Source organism: Sulfurospirillum sp., from assembly GCF_036802865.1.
In the GTDB taxonomy this organism is placed as follows: domain Bacteria; phylum Campylobacterota; class Campylobacteria; order Campylobacterales; family Sulfurospirillaceae; genus Sulfurospirillum.
The window spans coordinates 67477-88193 of record NZ_DAIRVK010000002.1; the positions used below are offsets into that span (position 1 = coordinate 67477).

Sequence of the window (20717 nt, forward strand, 5' to 3'; positions counted from 1 at the left end):
TCCTTTTATTTACTAAAACGGTATTTCGTCATCGTTAATATCGATGCTCGGAATTTCATGACCACTATATTCAGGAGTAGATTGTCTTGGATATGCAGCTGGCTTTTGTTGGTTGGCGGCATTGTAACCTACGTTTGGTGTTCCTGAAGGCTCACCATAACTTCCACCCATATCTGCACCACCACCTTCTTGTCCACCACGTGAATCAATCATTTGGAGTGTTTCAACAGTGATAGAGTGCTTAGAGCGCTTTACACCTTGTTGATCTGTCCATTGATCGAGCTTCAAACGACCCTCTACCAATACTTTTTTGCCACGGCTTAGGTATTGGTTAGCGATCTCTGCGGTACGTCCAAAAAAGGTAATGTCGATAAAGCACACTTCTTCACCTTGGCTTCCGTCTTGCTTTTTAAAGCGACGATTGGTTGCAAGTCCTGTGGTACAAACCGCTCCACCATTAGGTAGATAGCGAAGTTCGCAATCACGTGTGAGGTTACCAAGCATAATTACTCTATTGAACATCATGGCTCCTTAATTAAGCTTCAGTTGTAACAGTTGGTTCTTCTACGATCTCTTTAGATTCAACAACAACAGCAGCTGGTGCATCACTTTTTTTAGTGATTTTTTCAACTTGTTTGTTCCAAAATCTAAGTTCTTTTTGATTTTCAAATTTAACAGTCATGAAACGGATAAACTCTTCAGTAATTCTGATAAGTCTCTCAACTTCAGCAATAGCAGCTGTAGGGGCAGTAAAGTAGAATACTACGTATGAACCACGCTCAAATTTATCGATTTGATACGCAAGTTTGCGTGTACCCATCTCAAGTGTTGCAGAAATAACTGCACCGTTTTTTTCTAAAATTTCTTTTAGATAGTTTAGTTTTGCTTGTAGTTCTTCTACAGTAAGTGTAGGTTTTACTACAACAAGCAACTCATAATGTCGCATCGTTTCTCCTTCTGGATTTCACCCAAATAGATCAGTATTTGAGTAAGGATTTTTAGAATAGGCGTGGATTATACTGTAACTCACCTTACGCATTTCTTATTTCGTAATAATGGGATTTTATAAGCTGCTTTGTAGTTTGATTAAACTGGAGAGGAGATAACTTGTTTTTTCGACATTTCCCATTTTTTTCAAACGGTATTCTGCGTCGATCAGTTGGTTGGAAAGTTTATGGTAAGTTGCAAGATCAATCTTAATGGAATGTTGCGATCTTTGTGCCGCAAGTTGGGGTGGAAGAGGGTATCCCAAAATGGCTTTTGCATCGAATGACCCATATAATTTAATGTAAGCATGAAATAAAAAGAGCTGAGTTACATGTGTTTGAATGGCATTAACAATACGAATTTCTTCAATTCCATCACCTTCAATCATACGTTCAAATTCTTCTTTGATGTCTTTTTTTTCGAGTAACTTAGTGATGAAATGATCCATGGACACACTACCAAGTCCGTAAACAAGGGTGTTAATATCATTGATTCCAATTTCTTTGTCTAATACTAAAAGTTTTTCACATTCGTTGACACACAAAGAGAGGTCTTCGGTGTGGATCATATAAAGATGTTGCAATGCATAACGATCAATGGATAGACCAATGGCATTGGCATGATTTTGGAGTAACTGTATAGCTTCGTTAAATTCTGCTTTAAAAAGACGTACAAAAACACCATCGTTTTGCTTTTCAAAGAGTTTTGTGAGAGGTGTTGCTTTTTTATCTTCTCCAAAGTACTGATAAATAAAATAACTTGAATCATTCTTCGCACACAGTCCTACTAATACTTCGATCTCTTTGGTAGGAATCGTTTTATCGGTTTTGATGATAAGGATATTTCGATCACCAAAGAGAGAAGATTGAGAGAGAAAATTTTTGGCAGAAGTAAAGTTATACTCATCAAAGTACATCATCACTTTTTCTTCACTCCCTGCTTTTAAAAGAGCTAAAAGTTGTTGCGTGAGCATATTGTTTTGATAGGCACATGCACCGTATAAAAGGGTTGATTTTGGGGATTTTTGAGCTTTTAAAAGACCTTCAAATTCTCTTTTATACATCAAAACTCCTGGTGACTCGTGCGTAAATTCTGGCTGTGGCTATGTTACTTTCGACAATTTTAACTTCAATACGTTGTAATAAATGTACATCATTGTCAAGTAAAAAGATGCGTGCACCTTTGAGTTCATCATCTAACTTTGCGATAGGATTTTGTTCGGTTTCAACGACGATCGCTTTGAAATTATCGCCTACATGTAACGCCATATAACGCGCAAATTTACGGTCCATATAATCCCATGCCACTTTGTCACTCTCACGCTCTAACGCGCTTATTTTTTCACACAGTGGCGCGATGTCTTTGAGCAAGAATGTCAGCTTTTTCTCATCGTTTGCCATTTTCGCTTTTAAAAGACGGTGCAGTGTGAGGTCACTGTAACGACGAATAGGAGAGGTGAAATGGGTGTAGATGTCAAATCCAAGTCCAAAATGCCCCTTGTTTTCAGGCTCGTAAATCGCCTTTTTTTGGCTTTTGATGATGAGTTTGTCAACCTCTTCACGAAGTCCTAATGTATCGGCTTTGGCTTGAATCCCTTGAATCATTTTAGGAAGATCCGCACTCAGTTTGGCATTGATGCCAATGAGGGCTAGATCATTTAAAAGAGCTTCCATACGCTCATATGAAGGACTTTCATGGGTTCTAAAGATACCAAAACCGAGTTTTTTTGCGGCTGCTTTATTGGCTAAAAGCATACAATCTTCAATAAGCCCATGAGAAGGCGTTTCTTCTTCTATCGTTGTTGCGACTAAGTTTTGGTTTACATCTACTCGCATTCTCACTTCGGATGAGCGAAATGAAAAAGCATTTTCAAGCCTCATATCACGAAGTTTTTGTGTCAGTGTATGCAGTGGTAAAAGATATTCTAAAATGGCTTTATCCGCAGGATCTGCATCGTCTGTTTTACCTTGTAAAAAAAGATCAATTTTTTCGTAGGTATAACGCTTTGATGAATGAATGACACTCTCAAAAAGTTCCTCTTTGAGTGGTTTACTTGTAATCGGGTCAAGTGTTATTTTAAAGGTATAGGCAAGACGGTCAACATTAGGCTTTAATGAACAGATATTTTCGCTTAAAGAGCGTGGAAGCATTGGGATTGATTTATGCGGAAAATAGATTGAAAAGCCGCGTTCAATCGCTTCTTTATCGATAGGACCCATTGCGTAAACATATTCACTAACATCGGCAATAGCAACATAGAGTATATGGTTTGCCACGTCAAAGTAAATGGCATCATCAAAGTCTTTGGCATCTACTGGATCAATGGTACAAAAAGGCAAATGCGTCAAATCAACACGGTGCGGGTAATAAGATTTGTCCACAAAATCACCATGACTTTTGGCTTCTGTTTCAGCTTCTTTTGTAAAAAATTCTTTTTTATCAAAGAGAGCTAAAGAAATTTTTTCATCCACAAGAGGATCATCAAGTGTTCCTAAAACCTCTTCAATGGCATTGGTGATGTTGTCAATTTTTAAAACAGATCCCAACGGGAGTTGCTTGAGCGATTTTTGACTGGCGGTGATTTCAAACATAGATTCGTTTTTGACATTCACGCCAACCACTTTGCCTTTGCTCATTTTCGTATAGACAATGCTTTTAGCAAAAGCGCGTTGAGCAATGTAGACAACTACAGCTTTAGCACGTCCACCTCGTTTGTTGGTTACACGTTTGGCTACGACTAAATCACCACGCATAGCGCCATGTAAGCCTGATGCTTCAATGATGAGATCTTTAGATCGTGTAGGCTCTAAAGAGCTTAAGTACCCTGTACCACTGAAGGCAACATCCATTTTGCCTACAAGATGCGAAGGTTCAAGAACATAAAGATCATGTTTTGGCAGAAGAATTCTAAGCTGAATAAGGGCTTTAAAATGAGGAAGGAAAGGGGCTGGCACATCCGCTTGTGCAACCCCTTCTTTAAGGCTAAGAAGGAAATTTTTCACTGTTTAAATTGCTCGATTGTTTGTAAAAATGGTTCATGGCTTAAGCCGTACTCATCTAAGAGTTTAAGGGCACGAGTAGTCAATGCATCATCAAGTTGTCCGAAAATATTAATACTGTTTTTAACGACATTAAGTGCCGCAGAAAAAGGAATAATATGTTCTTGTGCTTCAAAAGGATTGTTTGAAAACTTAATGGACTCAACCAATTCACTCTCTAAATTCCATTGTTCAAAAATCTTAGCCGTGATGTCTTCGTTTGAAAAGCCCACATATTCTTTTTCTAAATTTGAGAGTTCATGCGGTGTTTTAACAGAGCCAATAGCTGTTTTAAAAGCACTGTCTTTTTGTTGTTCGATCAGTTCATGTGCAATAATAATTTTTCCAACTTCCATCATGAAGGAAGCCGGTTGCAGAACATCAAGCATCGCTTTGTTCACTTTAGAGTACCATTTGAACATGAATGTACTTTGGAGCGTACTGATATCTAAAAAAGTTGTATTGGATAAATGGTATGGCGAAAGATCTATTTTGATATTTTGTTTAATAGCACTTGACAGCGCAAAACCACGTACTGTAGCCATACCAAAAAGAGATACAGCATGCGCGATGTTTTTAATTTCTCGGCTAAAGCCATAAAGAGGGGAATTAGAAGATTTTAAAATATTGGCAGTCAGCATTGGGTCACTCTCAACCACTTTGACAAGATCAGCTAAAGAGCTGTTTTTATCGACGCAAATACGTTGTATCTTCAACACCGTATCATCAAGAGGCGGAAGCGCTTTGATTTTTTTTAAAATATTTTCGTCCATAACTGATTCCTAGTGATTTTGTTTATAGACAAATTCTATCTCGTGTTGGTTTATAGTTTCCTTTCCCCGTGCATATGTAATGTTTTTAAGTAACTATTTTGTAAAATACCGACATTTAATATTACATGTAAGGATTGACAAATGGCAATAACCGTCTTTTATGACAAAGATTGTGATTTAAGCATTATTCGCTCTAAAAAAGTAGCGATGATTGGTTTTGGTTCTCAAGGACACGCACATGCAGAAAATCTTCGTGATAGTGGTGTAGAGGTTGTTGTAGGTCTTAGAAAAGATGGTGGTTCATGGGCAAAAGCTGAAGCAAAAGGTTTCCGCGTTATGACAGTAGCTGAAGCTACTAAATATGCTGATGTTATCATGATTTTGTTGCCAGATGAGATGCAAGGTGATGTTTTCGCAGAAGAGATCAAACCAAATTTAGCTGCTGGTAAAGCAATTGCCTTTGGTCATGGTTTTAACATTCACTACGGTCAAATTGTTACTCCAAAAGGTGTTGATTGTATCATGGTTGCTCCAAAAGCGCCAGGTCATACTGTAAGAAGTGAGTTTGTAAACGGTGGAGGAATTCCAGATCTTATCGCCGTAGATCAAGATGCAACAGGCAAAGCAAAAGCTTTAGCACTTAGTTATGCATCTGCAATTGGTGGTGGTAGAACGGGTATTATTGAGACAACTTTCAAAGATGAGACTGAGACCGATCTTTTTGGAGAGCAAGCTGTTCTTTGTGGTGGTGCTACGGCTCTTGTTGAAGCGGGTTTTCAAACATTGGTAGAAGCGGGTTATGAGCCTGAAATGGCATACTTTGAGTGTTTACATGAGCTTAAACTCATCGTTGATTTGATGTACCAAGGCGGTATTGCTGATATGCGTTACTCTATCTCTAATACAGCAGAGTATGGTGACTATGTCAGTGGAAAACGCGTTATCAACGCTGAGTCAAAAGCAGCAATGAAAGAGATTTTGGCTGAAATCCAAGATGGTCGTTTTGCTAAAGATTTTATTTTAGAGCGAAAAGCTGGATACACTCGTATGAACGCAGAACGTGCTAAAACTGAGAGAAGTCTTCTTAACAAAACAGGCGAAAAACTTCGTTCTATGATGCCTTGGATCACATCTAAAAAAATCATCAATAAAGATAAAAACTAGTTTCGTTAAAGAGTTTACAAAACTCTCTAACGTGTCAAAAGGGTAATGCCCTTTTGACTTCACTAGAACATGAGCGCGAAAGCTAGTCGGCTTTGTCGACACAATTTATTTTAATCAGTATTGTAAATAAAGAGGTTATATGGGTATAGTTATCACCGTAACGTCTGGTAAAGGTGGCGTTGGTAAATCAACCACCACTGCAAACCTAGCCGTTGGACTTGCAAATTTAGGCAAAAAAGTTGTTGCAATTGACTTTGATATAGGTCTTAGAAATCTTGATATGATCTTAGGACTTGAAAATCGCATTGTATATGATGTGGTTGATGTTATGGAAGGTCGTTGTAATCTTGCACAAGCCCTTATCAATGATAAAAAATCTAAAACACTCTATTTTTTACCTGCGAGCCAAACCAAAGATAAAGATATTTTGAATAAAGATAAAGTCAAAGCGTTGATTGAAAATCTCAAAGAGAGTTTTGACTTCGTTATGATCGATTCTCCTGCGGGTATCGAAAGCGGATTTGAGCACTCTATTTTCCTAGCAGACCGCGCACTTATCGTTTCAACTCCTGATGTCAGCTCTGTTCGTGATGCCGATCGTGTTATTGGTATTATTGATGCTAAAAGTGAGCGTGCAAAAAATGGTTTAGAAGTTGAAAAACACATCATTATTAACCGTATTAAACCAGAGATGGTAGAAGCGGGCAATATGCTCAGCGTGGATGATGTTTTAAGTATCTTAGCGCTTCCTCTCATTGGTATTGTGCCAGATGATGAAGATATTATTACTTCAACCAATACAGGTTCTCCGATTGTCAATAAAGATAAGTCACTCTCAGCAGAAGCGTATCGCAATATTGCACGACGCATTTTAGGTGAAGAGGTCGAATTCTTAGACATTCGTGTAAAAAAAGGACTTTTCTCAGCACTCAAAGGAATTTTCAAATGAGTTTCTTCAGTGATCTTTTTGGAACGAAAAAAAATACGGCAGACGTGGCAAAAAATCGCCTTAAAATTATGCTTTCCCATGAGAGAGCAAGTTGTAAGTTACCTTATTTAGACGATCTTCGCAATGATCTGATCGCTGTAATTAAGAAATATACGAAAGTGGAAGATGTCAAAATCACTTCTCACAATAATCAAAATCTCGAGTTATTAGAAGTCGAAGTCATACTTGGAAAGTAAATTGCATTCATGGTAAAAAAGATTAAAGAAAAACGCCAAAAAAAAGAGACACCTTCGTTTAATGAGTTAAAATCAGCGCAGCTTAAAAAATATAGCCTGATTTTAATGCTTATTTTAACCCTTTCAATGATCGCCTTTGGAACGTATTTGTATATGACGACCTCTTATCAGGGGTCCAAAACAATCCAAAAAAATCAGATGACATCCAGCGATGAACTTATGCGTCAGATGAAGCAGATGCTGGAGGATGAAAAGGCACGTCAAGCAACACTGCCACCACCACCTTCTTCTTCCATTGAAGCTAACGCTACAGAAATCATTGAAAATAATCAAAGTAGTGAAAAAACTGAGGAAAACAACGCGACTCAAACGACAACAGTTGTGACTCAACAGACTCCTGAAGAGGAGAGTAAAACTACGCACGATCTCTCAGAAGTGAATGATTATCAACGCAGCGTTAAAGAGAGTGGAAAGCCTGCTCGTCCTCATGATATTATTCGTAAAAAGTATCCTGAGGGAACAACGCCTAAGCTTGCAATCATCCTTGATGATGTTTCTTTCGCGTGGCAAACACGTTCTATCAAAGAAATTCCGTATAAAGTAACGCCTTCATTTTTCCCACCAACCAAAGGGCATCCTGATACTGTGCGTTTATCACATGATTTTGAGTTTAAAATGATCCATCTACCGATGGAATCAAAAAACTACTCTTCGCCTGAGCCAGAAACCCTTAATGCTGTTGATTCAAGTGAAGTGATTGAGAAAAGAATTAAACGTATCAAAGAGTTATTCCCTGAAATTATTTATTACAACAATCATACAGGTGGCTCTTATACCGCGGATTATAATGCGATGGATCGTCTTGTGAAAATTATGAAAGAAAACAACCTTGTGTTTGTTGATAGTCGCACGGCTGGCAATTCTAAAGCACCTGAAATTACTAAGAAGTACGATATGTTTCTCTACTCAAGAGATGTTTTTCTGGATAACTCACTCGATAAAAACTTGATTCGTACCCAGCTTAAAGAAGCCGTTATGAAAGCTAAAAAGCATGGTTACGCGATTGCTATTGGGCATCCACACAAAAACACTTTAGAGGTTTTAAGAGATTCTAAAGAGCTGCTAGAAGGTGTCGATCTGGTTTATCTTAAAGATTTATGATGATTCAAACGATAGACTTTCATGTCCCCGAACTGGAGAGTATGAAAGTCTATCCTAAACCGCTTTATTTTCTTGGAAATTCGAAACTTCTTAAACGCCCTAAAATCTCTATAGTAGGCACGCGCCATCCTATTCATTACACCAAAATGTATACAGCAGAACTTGCTCGTAAACTTTCTCTTGCAGGGGTGTGTATTGTCAGTGGGGGTGCACAAGGTGTTGATGGTATGGCACATCAATCTGCAGGTGTTCACAACACCATTATGGTTGCAGGAACAGGACTTGATATTCGCTACCCTTCCATACATCAAAATCTCATATCTGAAATCGAAAAAGAGGGCTTGGTTCTGAGTCAGTTCGAAGTAGGTCAGCCTTCTCTCAAATGGAATTTCCCTGTGCGAAATGAACTTGTTGTTGCCCTGGGAGACGCGCTTGTCGTCACACAAGCCGATCTTAAAAGTGGAACGATGCATAGTATTGAGTTTGCCCTTAAAATGCAAAAGCCTATCTATGTGCTTCCGCATCGTTTAGGTGAGAGTGCTGGAACAGAGCATCTTTTAACACAAGGATTAGCAACACCTTTGTATGATATTGATGCCTTTGTATCGCTTTTTGGAAAAAGCGATTTTATCTGTAATGATGATTTTTTGATTTATTGTGATACACATCCTCTTTACCATGAAGCAGTCGAAAAATTTGCAGGTAAAGTATTTGAGTATGAATGTTTAGGTAAAATAAAAGTTGAAAATGGGCGTATCAAGCGCATATAAAGGAAGACAATGGGTTTTGAGTGGATTGTTGCTTTTTTAGTATTGGGTCTCGTGGTTGGTTTTATGGCAGGATTATTGGGGATTGGTGGGGGCGGTATTATGGTGCCCGTGCTGACTTCGATTTTTTTAGCACAAGGTGTTCCTGTTGAACAAGTCGTACACATGGCACTTGGTACGTCTATGGCATCCATCGTCTTTACCTCATTTGCCAGTATGCGGGCACACCACAAAAAAGGTGCAGTGATGTGGAATGTCGTGAAGTATATGGCTGGTGGTGTTGTTATCGGTACCTTTGCCGCAACTTTTCTAGCAACATACATGAAATCCGTTCAACTTGCTATTTTCTTTGCTGTTTTTATGGCGTATGTTTCCATTCAAATGGCAATCGATAAAAAGCCAAAACCAAGCCGTGAACTCTCTACTCCTGAATCGCTTTTTAGCGTAGGCTCACTGATAGGCATTGTCTCAGCATTGGTTTCCATTGGTGGAGGTTCTCTTACGGTTCCTTATCTTGTATGGCAAAATGTGGATCTAAAAAAAGCAATTGCAACATCTGCTGCGATTGGCTTTCCCCTTTCGATTGCAGGAACGGTTGGCTACATTGTCAATGGCATGATCCATACTGAAGCAGGTGCGGATATGATGTTAGGCTTTGTCTATCTCCCTGGTGTTGTACTGATCTCTGTTGTGAGTTATTTTACCGCACCGTTGGGTGCAAAAATGGCACATACCCTTCCTGTTGCCAAACTCAAAAAGATTTTTGCATTGTTACTGATGGTTCTTAGCATTAAAATGCTCACATCTGTCATCTAATATGCTTTTATATGTAAAAAGGAAATAGTATGCAAAAAAGTTTTTTAACAGCGCTTCTTCTGCCCTCACTCCTTATCTGCGCGAGCAATCTGTTTGAAGAAAGCAAGCCTCTTGTAACGGTAAGTACCTGTATGGAGCGTGTTGAGATTAAAAATAGCCATACTCCAGTCGATCTATTTACGTCCAGCGCGATATGCATTGAAGAGCAAAAATACCCCCAAGCGGTTGAACTCTATCTTGTTGCAACAGCATATGGTTATTATGACGGTGCACGCGTGGTTGATAAAAGCACACGTGAAGTCTTAGACACGCTCAAAACTGAAATTTTTGGTCCTATCGATGCTAATAAACGTAACCAATTTGCGGAAGCGCTACGCTTGCATTTGGACGATATGAAATCAAGTTGTGCATTTTTGGGAAAATTAGGAAAACCAACTTATTATCCAAAATATATGGTTCAAAATGGTCTAACACGTGGCGAGGGACTTATTCTCAAATACGATGCAAATGCCATTTGGGAAGATACACGGTTTAGCTATTTGAAATGCCCGTAATTGCAATATAAAATCAAGATTTTTATGCCATCTTGTGATTATAAGGAATATTATGCTTTATTATTTTAAAACAGCATGTTTAATAGGTTTATTTACTTCTATGATATCCTTAGATGCGGCTGATTATTTTGGAGAAATTGACACTAAAAACGTTCTTTTTAGCATTTATGAATCTTCTTATACTATCTAAGAAAATATGGAAATAGGTCAACTTATATTTGTGGATAAAAACAAAAAAATGCGGTTAGTTGGAACATTAAATAAGCAGTCTTTTGTTGTTCATCCTTGTGAATCTATTACACACAGAGAGTATAAATGCCTTGATAATATTAGTATTGAAGGACGGATAACACAAGAAGGGCTAGTCGGGATATGGAAAGATAGTGTCGTAGAAAATAGCTCTTTTAATTTAAAACCTGTTCCTTGGACAGAGGGAACATTAACCTGCGAAATGATGCATCAATTTCCTAAAGTTGTTTTTCATGCTACGCTAAATTTAGGCACCGGTTATCTCTCTCCGCTCACAGTAGATTATGAGTGCAATGGGACGATTAAAAATCTTTCTTTTATGAAGACAATTTTAAACCTAAATGAAACTATCCGTAGAGACTGGGAACTTGGTACTTCTGGTGGGAGTATTAGGTATGCACTTGCCAGGCAAAAATATTTTAATTTTTTAAGTGCTGGTATAGCCCCCGATGTTTTTGAAAATGAGCAGAAAAACTTTAGATATTATTATAAGATTTCAAGAGATGAACATATACAGGTAATACAACGTTACTTTAAACTTTGGGCACATCAAAGTCTTGGCAACTTTGAAACTTACACACAATTTTGGGATGAATATGTCCGTGCTTTGAGTCAATTAACCAAGCATTATCAATCCACATTTCATTTTTCTAAAGAAAAAAGTGAAGCGTATGCAAAAACAGTGATGCAGTATATTTTTCTTGATGCTGCTGGTTCAACGGATGGAGAAAATCAAGATATTTCGTATCTTGATAAACGTATTATCGCTTCAAAAGCTTTAACGGAAGAGTTAGTCCAAGTATTCAAAAATGCACCTCAAGAACTGCTGGATCAAGGGCTTAAAACAGCCATCTTGCATCAAAAATCAATTGACTATTTACAAGCCTTATTGGATGCAGGAGCTCGTATTGATGTAGGCAATGAGTCAGCACTTTTTTTCGCACTTAAACAACCTAGTGTTGTAACATTGCTGCTTTCAAAACAGCCCAATGTAAATTATGAAAATAGCTTCGGCAAAACAACGCTTTTTTATGCAATTGCGTTTAATGACCATGTCCTCGTTGAGCTTTTACTAAAAAATAATGCCGATGTCAATCATCGTTATATTTCAAGAGAAAAATTAGATCAGAGTGATTATAAGGTGGGTGTAGGTTTTATTCGGATAGACAGACCTTTGCGCACACCGCTAATGCATGCTGCACAACACAGTGATGTCAAAATGATGAAGCTTTTGATAGACCATGGCGCGGACATCACAGCGCAAGATGAAAATAAGGCAACCATCGCTGATTATGCGAAAGGGAACAATAAAAAAGAGAATTTAGAGTTTGCCCATTCGCTTGGTGTGAATGAAAATCCGAATGTTTCTTACCAAGAATAAGCTTTACATGTAAAGCTCTAAAGGTAGCGTTTCGCTAGACCTCCGAGCGAGGTCTCTTTATATTTAGTATTCATATCTTTTCCCGTTTCGACCATCGTTTGAATGATTTCATCAAAACTCACTTTATGCGCTCCATCAGTATAGGAAGTGTATTCCGCTGCGTCAATGGCGCGAATGGCAGCTACTGCGTTACGCTCAATGCAGGGCACTTGCACATATCCTGCTATGGGGTCACATGTCATCCCAAGGTGATGTTCTAGCCCCATCTCTGCGGCGTAATCGATTTGTTGTAAATTGCCACCAAAAAGGTACGATGCCATTCCTGCTGCCATCGAACACGCTACACCCACTTCACCTTGACATCCAACTTCTGCACCTGAAATTGAACCGTTAAATTTAACAAGGTTTCCAAGCAATCCTGCAACAGCAAGGGCTCTTAAGCAATCGGTTTTATCTAAATTGTAAAGTTCTTTGAGGTAACGAAGTACTGCAGGAACAACACCGCAAGCCCCACACGTTGGTGCTGTGACAACAATGTTTCCCGAAGCGTTTTCTTCACTGGTGGCGAGCGCATAGGCAAAAATGATGCCGTGAGCTCGTTTCTCCTCTTTACGTGCTTTGGCAAAGAACATAGAGGCTTTTCGTGGGTATTTCAAAAGTCCTGGTAAAACGCCTGTTTGTTTGAGCCCTCGGTCAATGGTGGATTGCATTGTTTCCCAAACTTCTTCAAGATAGCTCCAGATTGCCTCTCCTTCGTACTGTTCAACGTATTGCCATAACTCTTTGTGTTCTTCTTGGCACCATCTCATGATGTCATTCAGCGTTGTAAGTGGATAGATTGAGGGTTCGGGTGTAAGGTTATCGTTTGCTTCTTTAAGTGCACTGCCTCCTACGCTGTACACTTCCCATGAATCAGTGACTACTTTTTGTTCATTTAGAGCTTCAAAAAACATACCATTGGAATGAAACGGTTTTGTAATATCGGGACGAAAAATAATCTCAACTGAAATAGGCTCTAAAGCTTGGCGTAATGCGTTATCTGTTAAGTGTCCACGTCCTGTTGCGGCAAGTGATCCAAAAAGTGTTACACGGTATGAAAATGCTTTTGGAAAACGTTTTTTAAAGAGAGTGCCTGCATTAAATGGTCCCATTGTATGGCTGGAAGATGGACCATGCCCTATGCAGTAAAAAGATCTAAGTGATTGCATGACATACCTTTATAGGTGACGAAAAATTGGTGGATTATAACATACAAATAGGTTTTCTAAGGGATAAAAAAAGAGTTTATGCCTTCTGCAAAGAGCGCTTTAAATCAATCTGCTGTAAAATCAAGATATATTTACAATAAAGAGTTTTATTTGAAAAAAATAGCAAGCATTGATATTGGGCTTAAACGCATTGGGGTTGCTCTTTGTTTGGCTGCAGGTATTGTGACACCGCAAGAGGCAATACTGCGTAAAAATCGCGACCAAGCAGCACGAGATGTTGATGCATTTTTAAACGAATGGGGCATCGCACTTTTGGTGGTAGGATTGCCCAAAGGTGGAAGCAGTAGTGAAGAGATGGAACGGCGCATCAAACATTTTGTGAGTCTTTTAACCTTTAGCGGTGACGTAGTGTATCAAGATGAGTATGGCTCTAGTAATGAAGCCAAAGAGATGATGCAAGGGGTTATTCGGCAAAAGCGTGATGGCAGGATTGATTCGATGGCGGCAAAAGTAATTTTAGAGCGCTATTTGGATACCTTAAAGGCGAATCATGGTTGAGCTAGAAGTCGCAGAGATCATCGGAACGGTTGCGTTTGCGCTGAGTGGTTTTTACGTTGCGGTTAAAGAAAAGCTCGATTTACTGGGTGTTTTTATTGCTTCATTTTTAACAGCGCTTGGTGGTGGGCTTGTTCGAGATATGTTAGCTGGGCGTTCGCCTTATAGCTTTACGCATTTGATGCCTACGTTCTTAGTTTTAGGGGTTATCGTTTTTAGTATTTTCTTTAAATTGCACCGAAAAAATGAGATAGAAAAGACCTTTTATTTTATCGTTAGCGATACATTAGGGTTGGTCTCTTTTTCCATTTCAGGTGCGCTTATTGGGTTGCAAGCGGGGTTTAATTTTTTTGGCGTGATCTTGCTTGCACTCATTACCGCAGTGGGTGGTGGTGTCATACGCGATATTTTACTCAACCGTGTGCCGTTACTTTTGACCAGCGAGTTTTACGGAACAGTCTCGCTTTTGGTAGGGGCTATTTTATTTGTATTCGCGCAGTATGACATTGGTGGATATGTTCCTTTGATGGTAGTATTTGCGTGTGGGGTAGCATTACGCTTATTGGCGTATTACAAACAGTGGAATTTACCTAAAATTGGGTAAGAATTTTTTCGCTATAATTGCGTTTTTTTAGAGGAGTAGATTATGAATTTTGAAACAATGGATAAAGAGTATGTGTTGCATACATATGCAAGAAACTATGTCAATTTTAAACACGGCATCAATGCAACACTTTTTGATGATAAAGGCAGAGATTATATCGATTTTACCAGCGGGATCGGTGTTGTCAGTGTGGGGCATGGTAACCAAAGACTTGCGGATGCTATAAGTGACCAAGCACGCAATATTATTCACACGTCTAATCTTTATATGATCGAGCCACAAGCGAGACTGGCAAAAAAAATCAATGAACTTACAGGCTTTGATGTGAGTGTCTTTTTTGGAAACTCAGGTGCAGAAGCCAATGAGGGTGCTATTAAACTTGCACGTAAATACGGCGAGAAAAAATTTGCCAATAAAAAATATAAAGTTCTAACACTTGAGCATTCATTTCACGGCAGAACCATAACAACAGTTAAAGCGACAGGGCAAGCAAGCTTTCATAAAACAGCTTTTGCCCCGTATCCTGATGGGTTCTCATACACAAAAGAAATTGCTGATCTTTACAATGCAATTGATGACGAGACAGTTGCTGTGATGATTGAGCTTGTGCAAGGTGAGGGTGGTGTTAAAGCGTTTCCTAAAAAAGATATTCAAGATTTGGCAAAGTTTCTCAAAGAAAAAGAGATATTACTCATTATCGATGAAGTGCAAAGTGGCGTCTTTAGAAGCGGTGAGTTTTTAGCAACATCGCTTTACGAGATTGAGCCAGATATCATCACGCTTGCAAAAGGTTTAGCGGGTGGTGTACCTATCGGTGCAGTTGTTACGAAGCATAAAGACATTTTTGAAGCGGGAGATCATGGAAGCACTTTTGGTGGCAATTTTCTCTCTACACGTGCTGGACTTGAAGCACTAGCTATTTTAGATGAATACAAACAAAGTGGAATGTTAGATGAAGCACTCATCTATTTTGATAGTAAACTCAAAGTAACATGCACAGCGTTTCCAACACTTTTTGAAAGTGTTGAAGGGCTTGGTTTGATGCGAGGTATTCGATGTTTAAGTGGTGATATCTTGGCTAACCTCATTAAAAAAGCCTTTGAACATGGCGTACTTGTTTTAAAAGCAGGACAAAATACACTCCGTTTCTTGCCACCACTCACAATCTCTAAAGAAGAGATGGATGAAGGCTTTAAGCGTTTAGAGAGTGCTTGCCAAGCGCTTTTGTAAAAGAGAAACGTGAAATTTAGCGCGTACATGCAAGCGTGGCTTTACGGCGAGCAGGGCTACTATACCAAGGAGCGTACTATTGGAAAAGAGGGTGATTTTTACACTGCTGTGAGTACAAGTATGTTCTTTGGTGGTTCAATTGCCAAAAAGCTTATTTCAACCATTGAGAGCGGGTTTTTAAGCCCGTCATCTTTTGTGGTTGAAATCGGTGCCCATAAAGGCTACTTACTTGCCGATATGATCCAATTTATTTATACCTTAAAACCCGAGCTTCTCTCCACACTTACTTTTGTCATTGTTGAACCCTTTGCTGCAAATCAAACGATGCAAAAAGCATACTTTGAAGAGGCATTTGGTGATGTTATAACTCTTTTACATGTGAAGAGTTTGGAAGAACTTCTGTGTAAAGAGGCATTTTTTGTTGCCAATGAAATTTTTGATGCATTTTCGTGTGAGCTTATCAACGAAGATAGAATGCTTGTCATCGAAAATGAAAAAGTTCTTTTTGATCCGATGGATGAACAAACGAGAAAAAAAGCTCAAGAATATGGCATTACAAAAGGGGAACTTTGCTTGGGGTATGAGCCTTTTGCCGAGGCGATGAATCGATGCTGTGAACATTTTGAATTTGTTACATTTGATTATGGTGATAAAGAAGCAAGAGGTGATTTTTCACTTCGAGTTTATGCAAGCCATCAGGTTTATCCTTTTTTTGCACTCACGGATTTAGTGGAAGAAAAACTGCGTGAAACAAGCGATTTTAATACTTTTTTTGCACAGTCTGACATCACGTACGATGTTAATTTTAGCCATCTTTTCCATGCGTTTGAACAAAGTGGTATCACAGTACATGCCTATAGTACTCAGATGAAAGCATTAGTCGATTTTGGGTTGATAGAGCTTTTAGAATTGTTTGCTAAAAACGTATCAGAAAAACAGTATGAGACAGAATTAAACCGTATTAAAACATTGATCGATCCCTCTTTTATGGGCGAGCGATTTAAAATGGCATGTTTTCGCAAAGGAGAAGTAGAATGCAATTAATCATTAATGGTGAAACAAAAGAGAGTAATGCCAAAACCATCAAAGACCTCTTAGATGAGCTTGGCATTGAGAGCAAAGTCATGGCAGCTGCGGTGAATATGAATGTTGTTAAACAAGCGTTATGGGAAAGCTATACACTTGTAGAAAACGATAAAGTAGAATTTTTACAGTTTGTAGGTGGCGGTGCTTAATGCCAAAGTTTTTTGGAGGATTTTGAGCCTTCAATGACTGCTACGGCTATGGCAAAACCATTTTCATGTGTGATAGAGAGTGAAAGATCGCTAATTTCATAATCGTCTATTAAATGCTTTGAAAGCGTAAATGAAGGTGCATTTTTTGCATCTTTATAAATTTTGATATCCATAAATCCACATTTTTCACTAATGCCGATACTAAGGGCTTTTGAAATAGCCTCTTTCGCCGCATAAAATCCAGCAGCAGTAGCATCACTTTTTGCAAGAATAATTTCTTCGGGAGATAAAAATTTTAAAAGCGCCTTGTCTCCAAAGCGCTCTTTGAGTTTTGTAATTCGTTCTATCGCAACGAGATCTATGCCGATCATTGAACCACGAAATCTGTAAAGTAGATATTTTTGACTTGTCCATCAGAGAGGTTTTCATTGATTTTATCTAAAACTTCATCTTTGAGCTTGTCTTTGCCTTTAAGAGTACTGATTTCCTCAAATGTTTTAGAGGAGAATGTACGAATAATAATATCTCGAATTAACGATTTTTTTCGATCCATCTCAGGTTGCAATTTTGGATCGCTTAGCTCTAAATCAACAGCAACTTTTAAAAAGCGGTTGCCACTTTCACTCAGTAAATTCACAACAAACTGTGCCATAGGATACATCGGTCCAATTACAAGATGATCGGTTGATTTTTTACTACTGGTACTTTTCTTTGAAGCCGTTTGCTGGGCTGGGGCATGACTACTGCTATCTATAGCAGCTGATTCTTCATGACTACTGCCAAGCATTAAAAATGCAGCAGCACCACCGCCAATGAGGAGTACTACCAATAATGCAATGACAATGATGAGAACCATATTGCCTTTAGGTTTTTTTTCAACTGCGCCATCAGTATCTTCAGGTTTTTTGCCAGCCATTCTTCTATCCTTTTTTCCATGTAAAAACACTTTTCATATATATCGTTTTATTTCGCGAAAAATTTACATCCATTCGATCAATTTTGAAACTTCATCAATATTATAACACTTGATTCCATCAATTTTTTCTAATGGAAGAGATGGTACAACTGCTTTTTCAAACTGCTGAGACTTCGCTTCTTTAAGACGAAGATCAAGGTTAAAGATATCTCTTACATCGCCAATCAAAGAGACTTCGCCAATGAAAATGGTGTCTTTGCTAATAGGGCGGTTACGATACGAGCTAATAATGGCTGCAATGATGGCAAGATCAGCCGATGTTTCGCTAATTTTAATGCCTCCAGCGATGTTGATATAGACATCGTATTGATTAAATGGTAGGTCAAGTTTTCGTTCTAACAGCGCTAAAAGCATCGTCAAACGGTTAAGTTCATAGCCTGTTGCACTGCGTTTAGGGTTTGGGTACCCGCTATCGCTTACTAAGGCTTGCACTTCTAAGACAATAGGACGACTGCCTTCCATTAAAACGGTAATGGCAGAGCCTGCTTGTGCCTTGCCACGGGTAAAAAACTTTTTGGAGATGTCTTTTGCACTGACGAGACCTATTTTCGTCATCTCGAAGATGCCCACTTCACTGGTTGTTCCAAAGCGGTTTTTAAAGCCTCGAAGAAGTCGGAGTTCTCTGGAAGAATCACCTTCAAAATAAAGCACAGTATCGACCATGTGTTCAAGCACACGAGGTCCTGCAATGGAACCTTCTTTCGTGATATGTCCGATGATAAAAATAGCAATATTTTTATCTTTCCCATAACGCATGAGCTCAAACGTAATTTCGCGTACCTGTGAAACACTCCCCGGTGCTGAAGCTACTTTTTCACTGTAAATTGTTTGAATGGAGTCGATAATAAGGACTTGAAAAGCATGTGTTTCGAGCTCTTTAAAAATGGTATCCAGTCTGATTTCAGAGAGCAAATAAAGATTTGGATAATTACTGTCTACACGGTTTGCACGAAGTTTGATTTGACTGGAAGACTCTTCACCACTGACATAGAGAACTTTTTTACCTTCTTTAGCAAGGTTACCGGCGATCTTTAAAAGAAGCGTAGATTTGCCTACTCCTGGGCTACCCCCAATGAGCGTAAGACTTCCTTGAACAATGCCTCCGCCAAGGACTAAATCAAGCTCTGTGTCACCCGAGCTGTAACGCTCTATCTGCTCAAAACTAACCTCTGTGATAGGAATAGCATTACTTTGAGTGTTGCTCGTAGGTTTGGAGTTGAGCTCTTTGAGTACTTCTATTTGCTTATCGCTAAGCTCAATGTATTCATCCCATGCACCACAATTTGGGCATTTACCAAGCCATTTGGCACTTTGATGCCCACAGGCTTGGCATTCAAAAAGGATTTGTTTTTTAGCCATTGGTGTTGGTAAAAATTGAGTCTAAAATGGTGTCGATGTAGTCATCCGCATTGAAGGAAATAAGATCGTCTCTTCCTTCTCCTACGCCCACGTAAATAATAGGAAGCTCCAACGCTTTTGCAATACCAAAAAGTGAGCCACCTTTTGCCGTACCATCAAGTTTTGTGATGATAATAGCGTCAATGCTAATCATCTCATGAAAGGCTTTGGCTTGATTGATGGCCGATGTGCCTTGTGTTCCATCTAGGATGAGAATTTTACGATGAGGGGCTCCAGCATACGCTTTATCGCAGATACGAACAATTTTTTTAAGTTCATTGGCAAGATTAACTTGATTGTGCAAACGCCCAGCCGTATCAATAATAACATGGTCAATTTTTTTTGCCACAGCAGAGCTAATGGTGTCGAATGCTACAGCTGAGGGATCATGTCCTTGTTGGGTATAAATGATGCCAACATCAATTTTTTCTGCCCAGCTTTTAAGTTGTTCGATGGCTGCTGCTCTAAATGTATCGGCTGCACCTAGGAGCACGCTCTTATTTTCTTTTTTATAGTTATGTGCTAATTTGGCAATGGTTGTTGTTTTGCCTGCACCGTTTACACCGATGACAAGTTCGACAAAAGGTGTTTGAACTGTTGTAATCGAAGAAGTGTCATATTTAAAATAGGCTTTCAGTACACGTCTAACATCTTCACGTGCCACTTTTTGCGAAGGAGGAAGATAGTAGATAATCTCTTCAACAAGCTCGTAAGGAATGTCAGATTCGATCAAAATTTCTTCTAAAAGCGTTTTGTCGATCTTTTCAACTTTTTCAGGCAATATCTCTTTGATAGCCCCCAGTGTTTTGTCAAGCCCTTTTTTAATAAAGCTAAACATTAGAGTACTTTTTTGATGTCAGCGTCGATCATCTCTTCTGGAATAGCACCTACGTAGTGTGTAGAGTATTTACCATTTTTGTCGTACAAAAACATGAGAGGAATATTTTTAACACCACCAGCACTTTGTGCCAATTTGAAATTTTCAAGACTATTGGTAATGACATAGTTAATGTTGTTATATTTCATAAAGCTATTGATTTCTTCATTGGATTTGTTCTCTTCCAAAAGAACACTGATGATGACAAAATTTTCTTTGTATTTTTCTTGAAGACTTACAAGATGAGGAATTTCGGCTTTACACGGTGGACACCATGTTGTAAAGAAATTGACTAAAATAATTTTATTTTCATATCCAGCAAAGCTAAAACCTTTTTCTAATGACGTGACAACAATCTCTTTTCCTGAAATGTCTTGAAGCACAATTTTTTCATTTTTAATCTCTTCTTTGACTTTAGAAGAATTTTCATCCGCTTTTTTCTTCTCAGACGAACAGCCATTGAAAAAGAGCATTGAGCAAGAGATAAACAGAGTAAACCAAAATTTCATTATGATCCTTTGAATTAAGAGTTCTTATAAAAGCTACCTTACCACTAGGG

The 20717-nt window shown here is 38.7% G+C and carries 24 protein-coding genes; 13 read left to right on the forward strand and 11 right to left on the reverse strand.

Annotated features, from left to right (window positions below):
* Positions 1 to 12 precede the first annotated feature (12 nt).
* The 5 genes from V7Q04_RS04675 to V7Q04_RS04695 all read right to left on the reverse strand — a co-directional run bounded on the left by V7Q04_RS04675 (position 13) and on the right by V7Q04_RS04695 (position 4798).
* Entirely contained in the window at positions 13 to 522 is a 510-nt protein-coding gene (locus V7Q04_RS04675; RefSeq protein ID WP_333803765.1) for a single-stranded DNA-binding protein, read from the reverse strand.
* 13 nt (positions 523 to 535) lie between these two features.
* The gene (gene rpsF / locus V7Q04_RS04680; protein ID WP_333803766.1) at positions 536 to 946 is read right to left on the reverse strand and encodes a 30S ribosomal protein S6; all 411 of its coding nucleotides are present in this window, start codon (positions 944 to 946) and stop codon (positions 536 to 538) included.
* Positions 947 to 1063: 117 nt separating this feature from the next.
* Complete coding sequence (gene holA / locus V7Q04_RS04685) at positions 1064 to 2050, reverse strand: DNA polymerase III subunit delta (protein WP_333803767.1); 987 nt, start codon at positions 2048 to 2050, stop codon at positions 1064 to 1066.
* Positions 2043 to 3989, reverse strand: coding sequence for a ribonuclease R family protein (locus tag V7Q04_RS04690; RefSeq protein WP_333803768.1), 1947 nt, complete (start codon positions 3987 to 3989; stop codon positions 2043 to 2045). The genes holA and V7Q04_RS04690 overlap by 8 nt, the downstream gene beginning before the upstream one ends.
* The gene (locus tag V7Q04_RS04695) at positions 3986 to 4798 is read right to left on the reverse strand and encodes an HDOD domain-containing protein (protein ID WP_333803769.1); all 813 of its coding nucleotides are present in this window, start codon (positions 4796 to 4798) and stop codon (positions 3986 to 3988) included. Before V7Q04_RS04695 ends, V7Q04_RS04690 begins: the two co-directional genes overlap by 4 nt.
* Before the next feature lie 141 nt (positions 4799 to 4939).
* Here V7Q04_RS04695 and ilvC point away from each other — a divergent pair, with 141 nt between their 5' ends.
* From ilvC to V7Q04_RS04735, 8 genes are all read left to right on the forward strand, one after another.
* On the forward strand, positions 4940 to 5962 hold the full coding sequence (gene ilvC / locus V7Q04_RS04700) for a ketol-acid reductoisomerase (RefSeq protein ID WP_333803770.1): 1023 nt from the start codon (positions 4940 to 4942) through the stop codon (positions 5960 to 5962).
* Between the two features lie 139 nt (positions 5963 to 6101).
* Positions 6102 to 6911, forward strand: a complete 810-nt coding sequence (minD, locus tag V7Q04_RS04705) for a septum site-determining protein MinD (protein ID WP_333803771.1) — start codon at positions 6102 to 6104, stop codon at positions 6909 to 6911.
* Positions 6908 to 7147: a cell division topological specificity factor MinE gene (minE, locus tag V7Q04_RS04710; protein WP_041959774.1), complete on the forward strand. Its 240-nt coding sequence runs from the start codon at positions 6908 to 6910 to the stop codon at positions 7145 to 7147. The genes minD and minE overlap by 4 nt, the downstream gene beginning before the upstream one ends.
* 9 nt (positions 7148 to 7156) lie before the next feature.
* Positions 7157 to 8308, forward strand: a complete 1152-nt coding sequence (locus V7Q04_RS04715) for a divergent polysaccharide deacetylase family protein (protein ID WP_333803772.1) — start codon at positions 7157 to 7159, stop codon at positions 8306 to 8308.
* Entirely contained in the window at positions 8308 to 9078 is a 771-nt protein-coding gene (locus V7Q04_RS04720; protein WP_333803773.1) for a DNA-processing protein DprA, read from the forward strand. The genes V7Q04_RS04715 and V7Q04_RS04720 overlap by 1 nt, the downstream gene beginning before the upstream one ends.
* A gap of 9 nt (positions 9079 to 9087) precedes the next feature.
* A complete protein-coding gene (locus V7Q04_RS04725; RefSeq protein ID WP_333803774.1) occupies positions 9088 to 9891 on the forward strand; it encodes a sulfite exporter TauE/SafE family protein in 804 nt (267 codons plus the stop codon).
* A gap of 29 nt (positions 9892 to 9920) precedes the next feature.
* Entirely contained in the window at positions 9921 to 10445 is a 525-nt protein-coding gene (locus V7Q04_RS04730) for a hypothetical protein (RefSeq protein ID WP_333803775.1), read from the forward strand.
* A gap of 238 nt (positions 10446 to 10683) precedes the next feature.
* Positions 10684 to 12075, forward strand: a complete 1392-nt coding sequence (locus V7Q04_RS04735) for an ankyrin repeat domain-containing protein (RefSeq protein WP_333803776.1) — start codon at positions 10684 to 10686, stop codon at positions 12073 to 12075.
* Positions 12076 to 12092: 17 nt separating this feature from the next.
* On the opposite strand, the gene V7Q04_RS04740 is transcribed toward V7Q04_RS04735, so the two are convergent.
* A complete protein-coding gene (locus V7Q04_RS04740; RefSeq protein ID WP_333803777.1) occupies positions 12093 to 13283 on the reverse strand; it encodes an L-serine ammonia-lyase in 1191 nt (396 codons plus the stop codon).
* A 150-nt stretch (positions 13284 to 13433) separates the two neighbouring features.
* Between V7Q04_RS04740 and ruvX the strand changes: the two genes are divergently transcribed.
* From ruvX to thiS, 5 genes are read left to right on the forward strand one after another with little or no spacing between them, the layout of a single operon-like run.
* The gene (gene ruvX, locus V7Q04_RS04745) at positions 13434 to 13841 is read left to right on the forward strand and encodes a Holliday junction resolvase RuvX (RefSeq protein ID WP_333803778.1); all 408 of its coding nucleotides are present in this window, start codon (positions 13434 to 13436) and stop codon (positions 13839 to 13841) included.
* Positions 13834 to 14442, forward strand: a complete 609-nt coding sequence (locus tag V7Q04_RS04750; protein WP_333803779.1) for a trimeric intracellular cation channel family protein — start codon at positions 13834 to 13836, stop codon at positions 14440 to 14442. Before ruvX ends, V7Q04_RS04750 begins: the two co-directional genes overlap by 8 nt.
* 42 nt (positions 14443 to 14484) lie before the next feature.
* The gene (locus V7Q04_RS04755; protein ID WP_333803780.1) at positions 14485 to 15672 is read left to right on the forward strand and encodes an aspartate aminotransferase family protein; all 1188 of its coding nucleotides are present in this window, start codon (positions 14485 to 14487) and stop codon (positions 15670 to 15672) included.
* A 9-nt stretch (positions 15673 to 15681) separates the two neighbouring features.
* Entirely contained in the window at positions 15682 to 16716 is a 1035-nt protein-coding gene (locus V7Q04_RS04760; RefSeq protein WP_333803781.1) for an SAM-dependent methyltransferase, read from the forward strand.
* The gene (thiS, locus tag V7Q04_RS04765) at positions 16707 to 16907 is read left to right on the forward strand and encodes a sulfur carrier protein ThiS (RefSeq protein WP_333803782.1); all 201 of its coding nucleotides are present in this window, start codon (positions 16707 to 16709) and stop codon (positions 16905 to 16907) included. Before V7Q04_RS04760 ends, thiS begins: the two co-directional genes overlap by 10 nt.
* Here the strand turns inward: thiS and acpS are convergent.
* From acpS to V7Q04_RS04790, 5 genes are all read right to left on the reverse strand, one after another.
* Positions 16904 to 17278 (reverse strand): holo-ACP synthase, encoded by a 375-nt coding sequence (acpS, locus tag V7Q04_RS04770; RefSeq protein WP_333803783.1) that lies wholly within the window; start codon positions 17276 to 17278, stop codon positions 16904 to 16906. The two genes, thiS and acpS, sit on opposite strands and share 4 nt — an antisense overlap.
* Positions 17275 to 17823 (reverse strand): flagellar basal body-associated protein FliL, encoded by a 549-nt coding sequence (gene fliL, locus V7Q04_RS04775; protein ID WP_333803784.1) that lies wholly within the window; start codon positions 17821 to 17823, stop codon positions 17275 to 17277. The genes acpS and fliL overlap by 4 nt, the downstream gene beginning before the upstream one ends.
* 63 nt (positions 17824 to 17886) lie before the next feature.
* Positions 17887 to 19242, reverse strand: a complete 1356-nt coding sequence (radA, locus tag V7Q04_RS04780) for a DNA repair protein RadA (protein ID WP_333803785.1) — start codon at positions 19240 to 19242, stop codon at positions 17887 to 17889.
* Positions 19235 to 20119 (reverse strand): signal recognition particle-docking protein FtsY, encoded by an 885-nt coding sequence (gene ftsY / locus V7Q04_RS04785; RefSeq protein ID WP_333803786.1) that lies wholly within the window; start codon positions 20117 to 20119, stop codon positions 19235 to 19237. Before ftsY ends, radA begins: the two co-directional genes overlap by 8 nt.
* Positions 20119 to 20667, reverse strand: coding sequence for a TlpA family protein disulfide reductase (locus V7Q04_RS04790; protein ID WP_333803787.1), 549 nt, complete (start codon positions 20665 to 20667; stop codon positions 20119 to 20121). The genes ftsY and V7Q04_RS04790 overlap by 1 nt, the downstream gene beginning before the upstream one ends.
* Positions 20668 to 20717: the final 50 nt, after the last annotated feature.

Coding starts and splice junctions, on each gene's coding strand:
- V7Q04_RS04755 (WP_333803780.1), top strand. CDS start 14,485: ATGAATTTTGAAACAATGGATAAAGAGTATGTGTTGCATACATATGCA.
- rpsF (WP_333803766.1), bottom strand. CDS start 946: ATGCGACATTATGAGTTGCTTGTTGTAGTAAAACCTACACTTACTGTA.
- ftsY (WP_333803786.1), bottom strand. CDS start 20,119: ATGTTTAGCTTTATTAAAAAAGGGCTTGACAAAACACTGGGGGCTATC.
- V7Q04_RS04730 (WP_333803775.1), top strand. CDS start 9,921: ATGCAAAAAAGTTTTTTAACAGCGCTTCTTCTGCCCTCACTCCTTATC.
- minE (WP_041959774.1), top strand. CDS start 6,908: ATGAGTTTCTTCAGTGATCTTTTTGGAACGAAAAAAAATACGGCAGAC.
- V7Q04_RS04725 (WP_333803774.1), top strand. CDS start 9,088: ATGGGTTTTGAGTGGATTGTTGCTTTTTTAGTATTGGGTCTCGTGGTT.
- V7Q04_RS04715 (WP_333803772.1), top strand. CDS start 7,157: ATGGTAAAAAAGATTAAAGAAAAACGCCAAAAAAAAGAGACACCTTCG.
- V7Q04_RS04790 (WP_333803787.1), bottom strand. CDS start 20,667: ATGAAATTTTGGTTTACTCTGTTTATCTCTTGCTCAATGCTCTTTTTC.
- holA (WP_333803767.1), bottom strand. CDS start 2,050: ATGTATAAAAGAGAATTTGAAGGTCTTTTAAAAGCTCAAAAATCCCCA.
- V7Q04_RS04750 (WP_333803779.1), top strand. CDS start 13,834: ATGGTTGAGCTAGAAGTCGCAGAGATCATCGGAACGGTTGCGTTTGCG.
- fliL (WP_333803784.1), bottom strand. CDS start 17,823: ATGGCTGGCAAAAAACCTGAAGATACTGATGGCGCAGTTGAAAAAAAA.
- V7Q04_RS04740 (WP_333803777.1), bottom strand. CDS start 13,283: ATGCAATCACTTAGATCTTTTTACTGCATAGGGCATGGTCCATCTTCC.
- V7Q04_RS04675 (WP_333803765.1), bottom strand. CDS start 522: ATGTTCAATAGAGTAATTATGCTTGGTAACCTCACACGTGATTGCGAA.
- thiS (WP_333803782.1), top strand. CDS start 16,707: ATGCAATTAATCATTAATGGTGAAACAAAAGAGAGTAATGCCAAAACC.
- acpS (WP_333803783.1), bottom strand. CDS start 17,278: ATGATCGGCATAGATCTCGTTGCGATAGAACGAATTACAAAACTCAAA.
- minD (WP_333803771.1), top strand. CDS start 6,102: ATGGGTATAGTTATCACCGTAACGTCTGGTAAAGGTGGCGTTGGTAAA.
- ilvC (WP_333803770.1), top strand. CDS start 4,940: ATGGCAATAACCGTCTTTTATGACAAAGATTGTGATTTAAGCATTATT.
- V7Q04_RS04720 (WP_333803773.1), top strand. CDS start 8,308: ATGATTCAAACGATAGACTTTCATGTCCCCGAACTGGAGAGTATGAAA.
- V7Q04_RS04735 (WP_333803776.1), top strand. CDS start 10,684: ATGCGGTTAGTTGGAACATTAAATAAGCAGTCTTTTGTTGTTCATCCT.
- radA (WP_333803785.1), bottom strand. CDS start 19,242: ATGGCTAAAAAACAAATCCTTTTTGAATGCCAAGCCTGTGGGCATCAA.
- V7Q04_RS04695 (WP_333803769.1), bottom strand. CDS start 4,798: ATGGACGAAAATATTTTAAAAAAAATCAAAGCGCTTCCGCCTCTTGAT.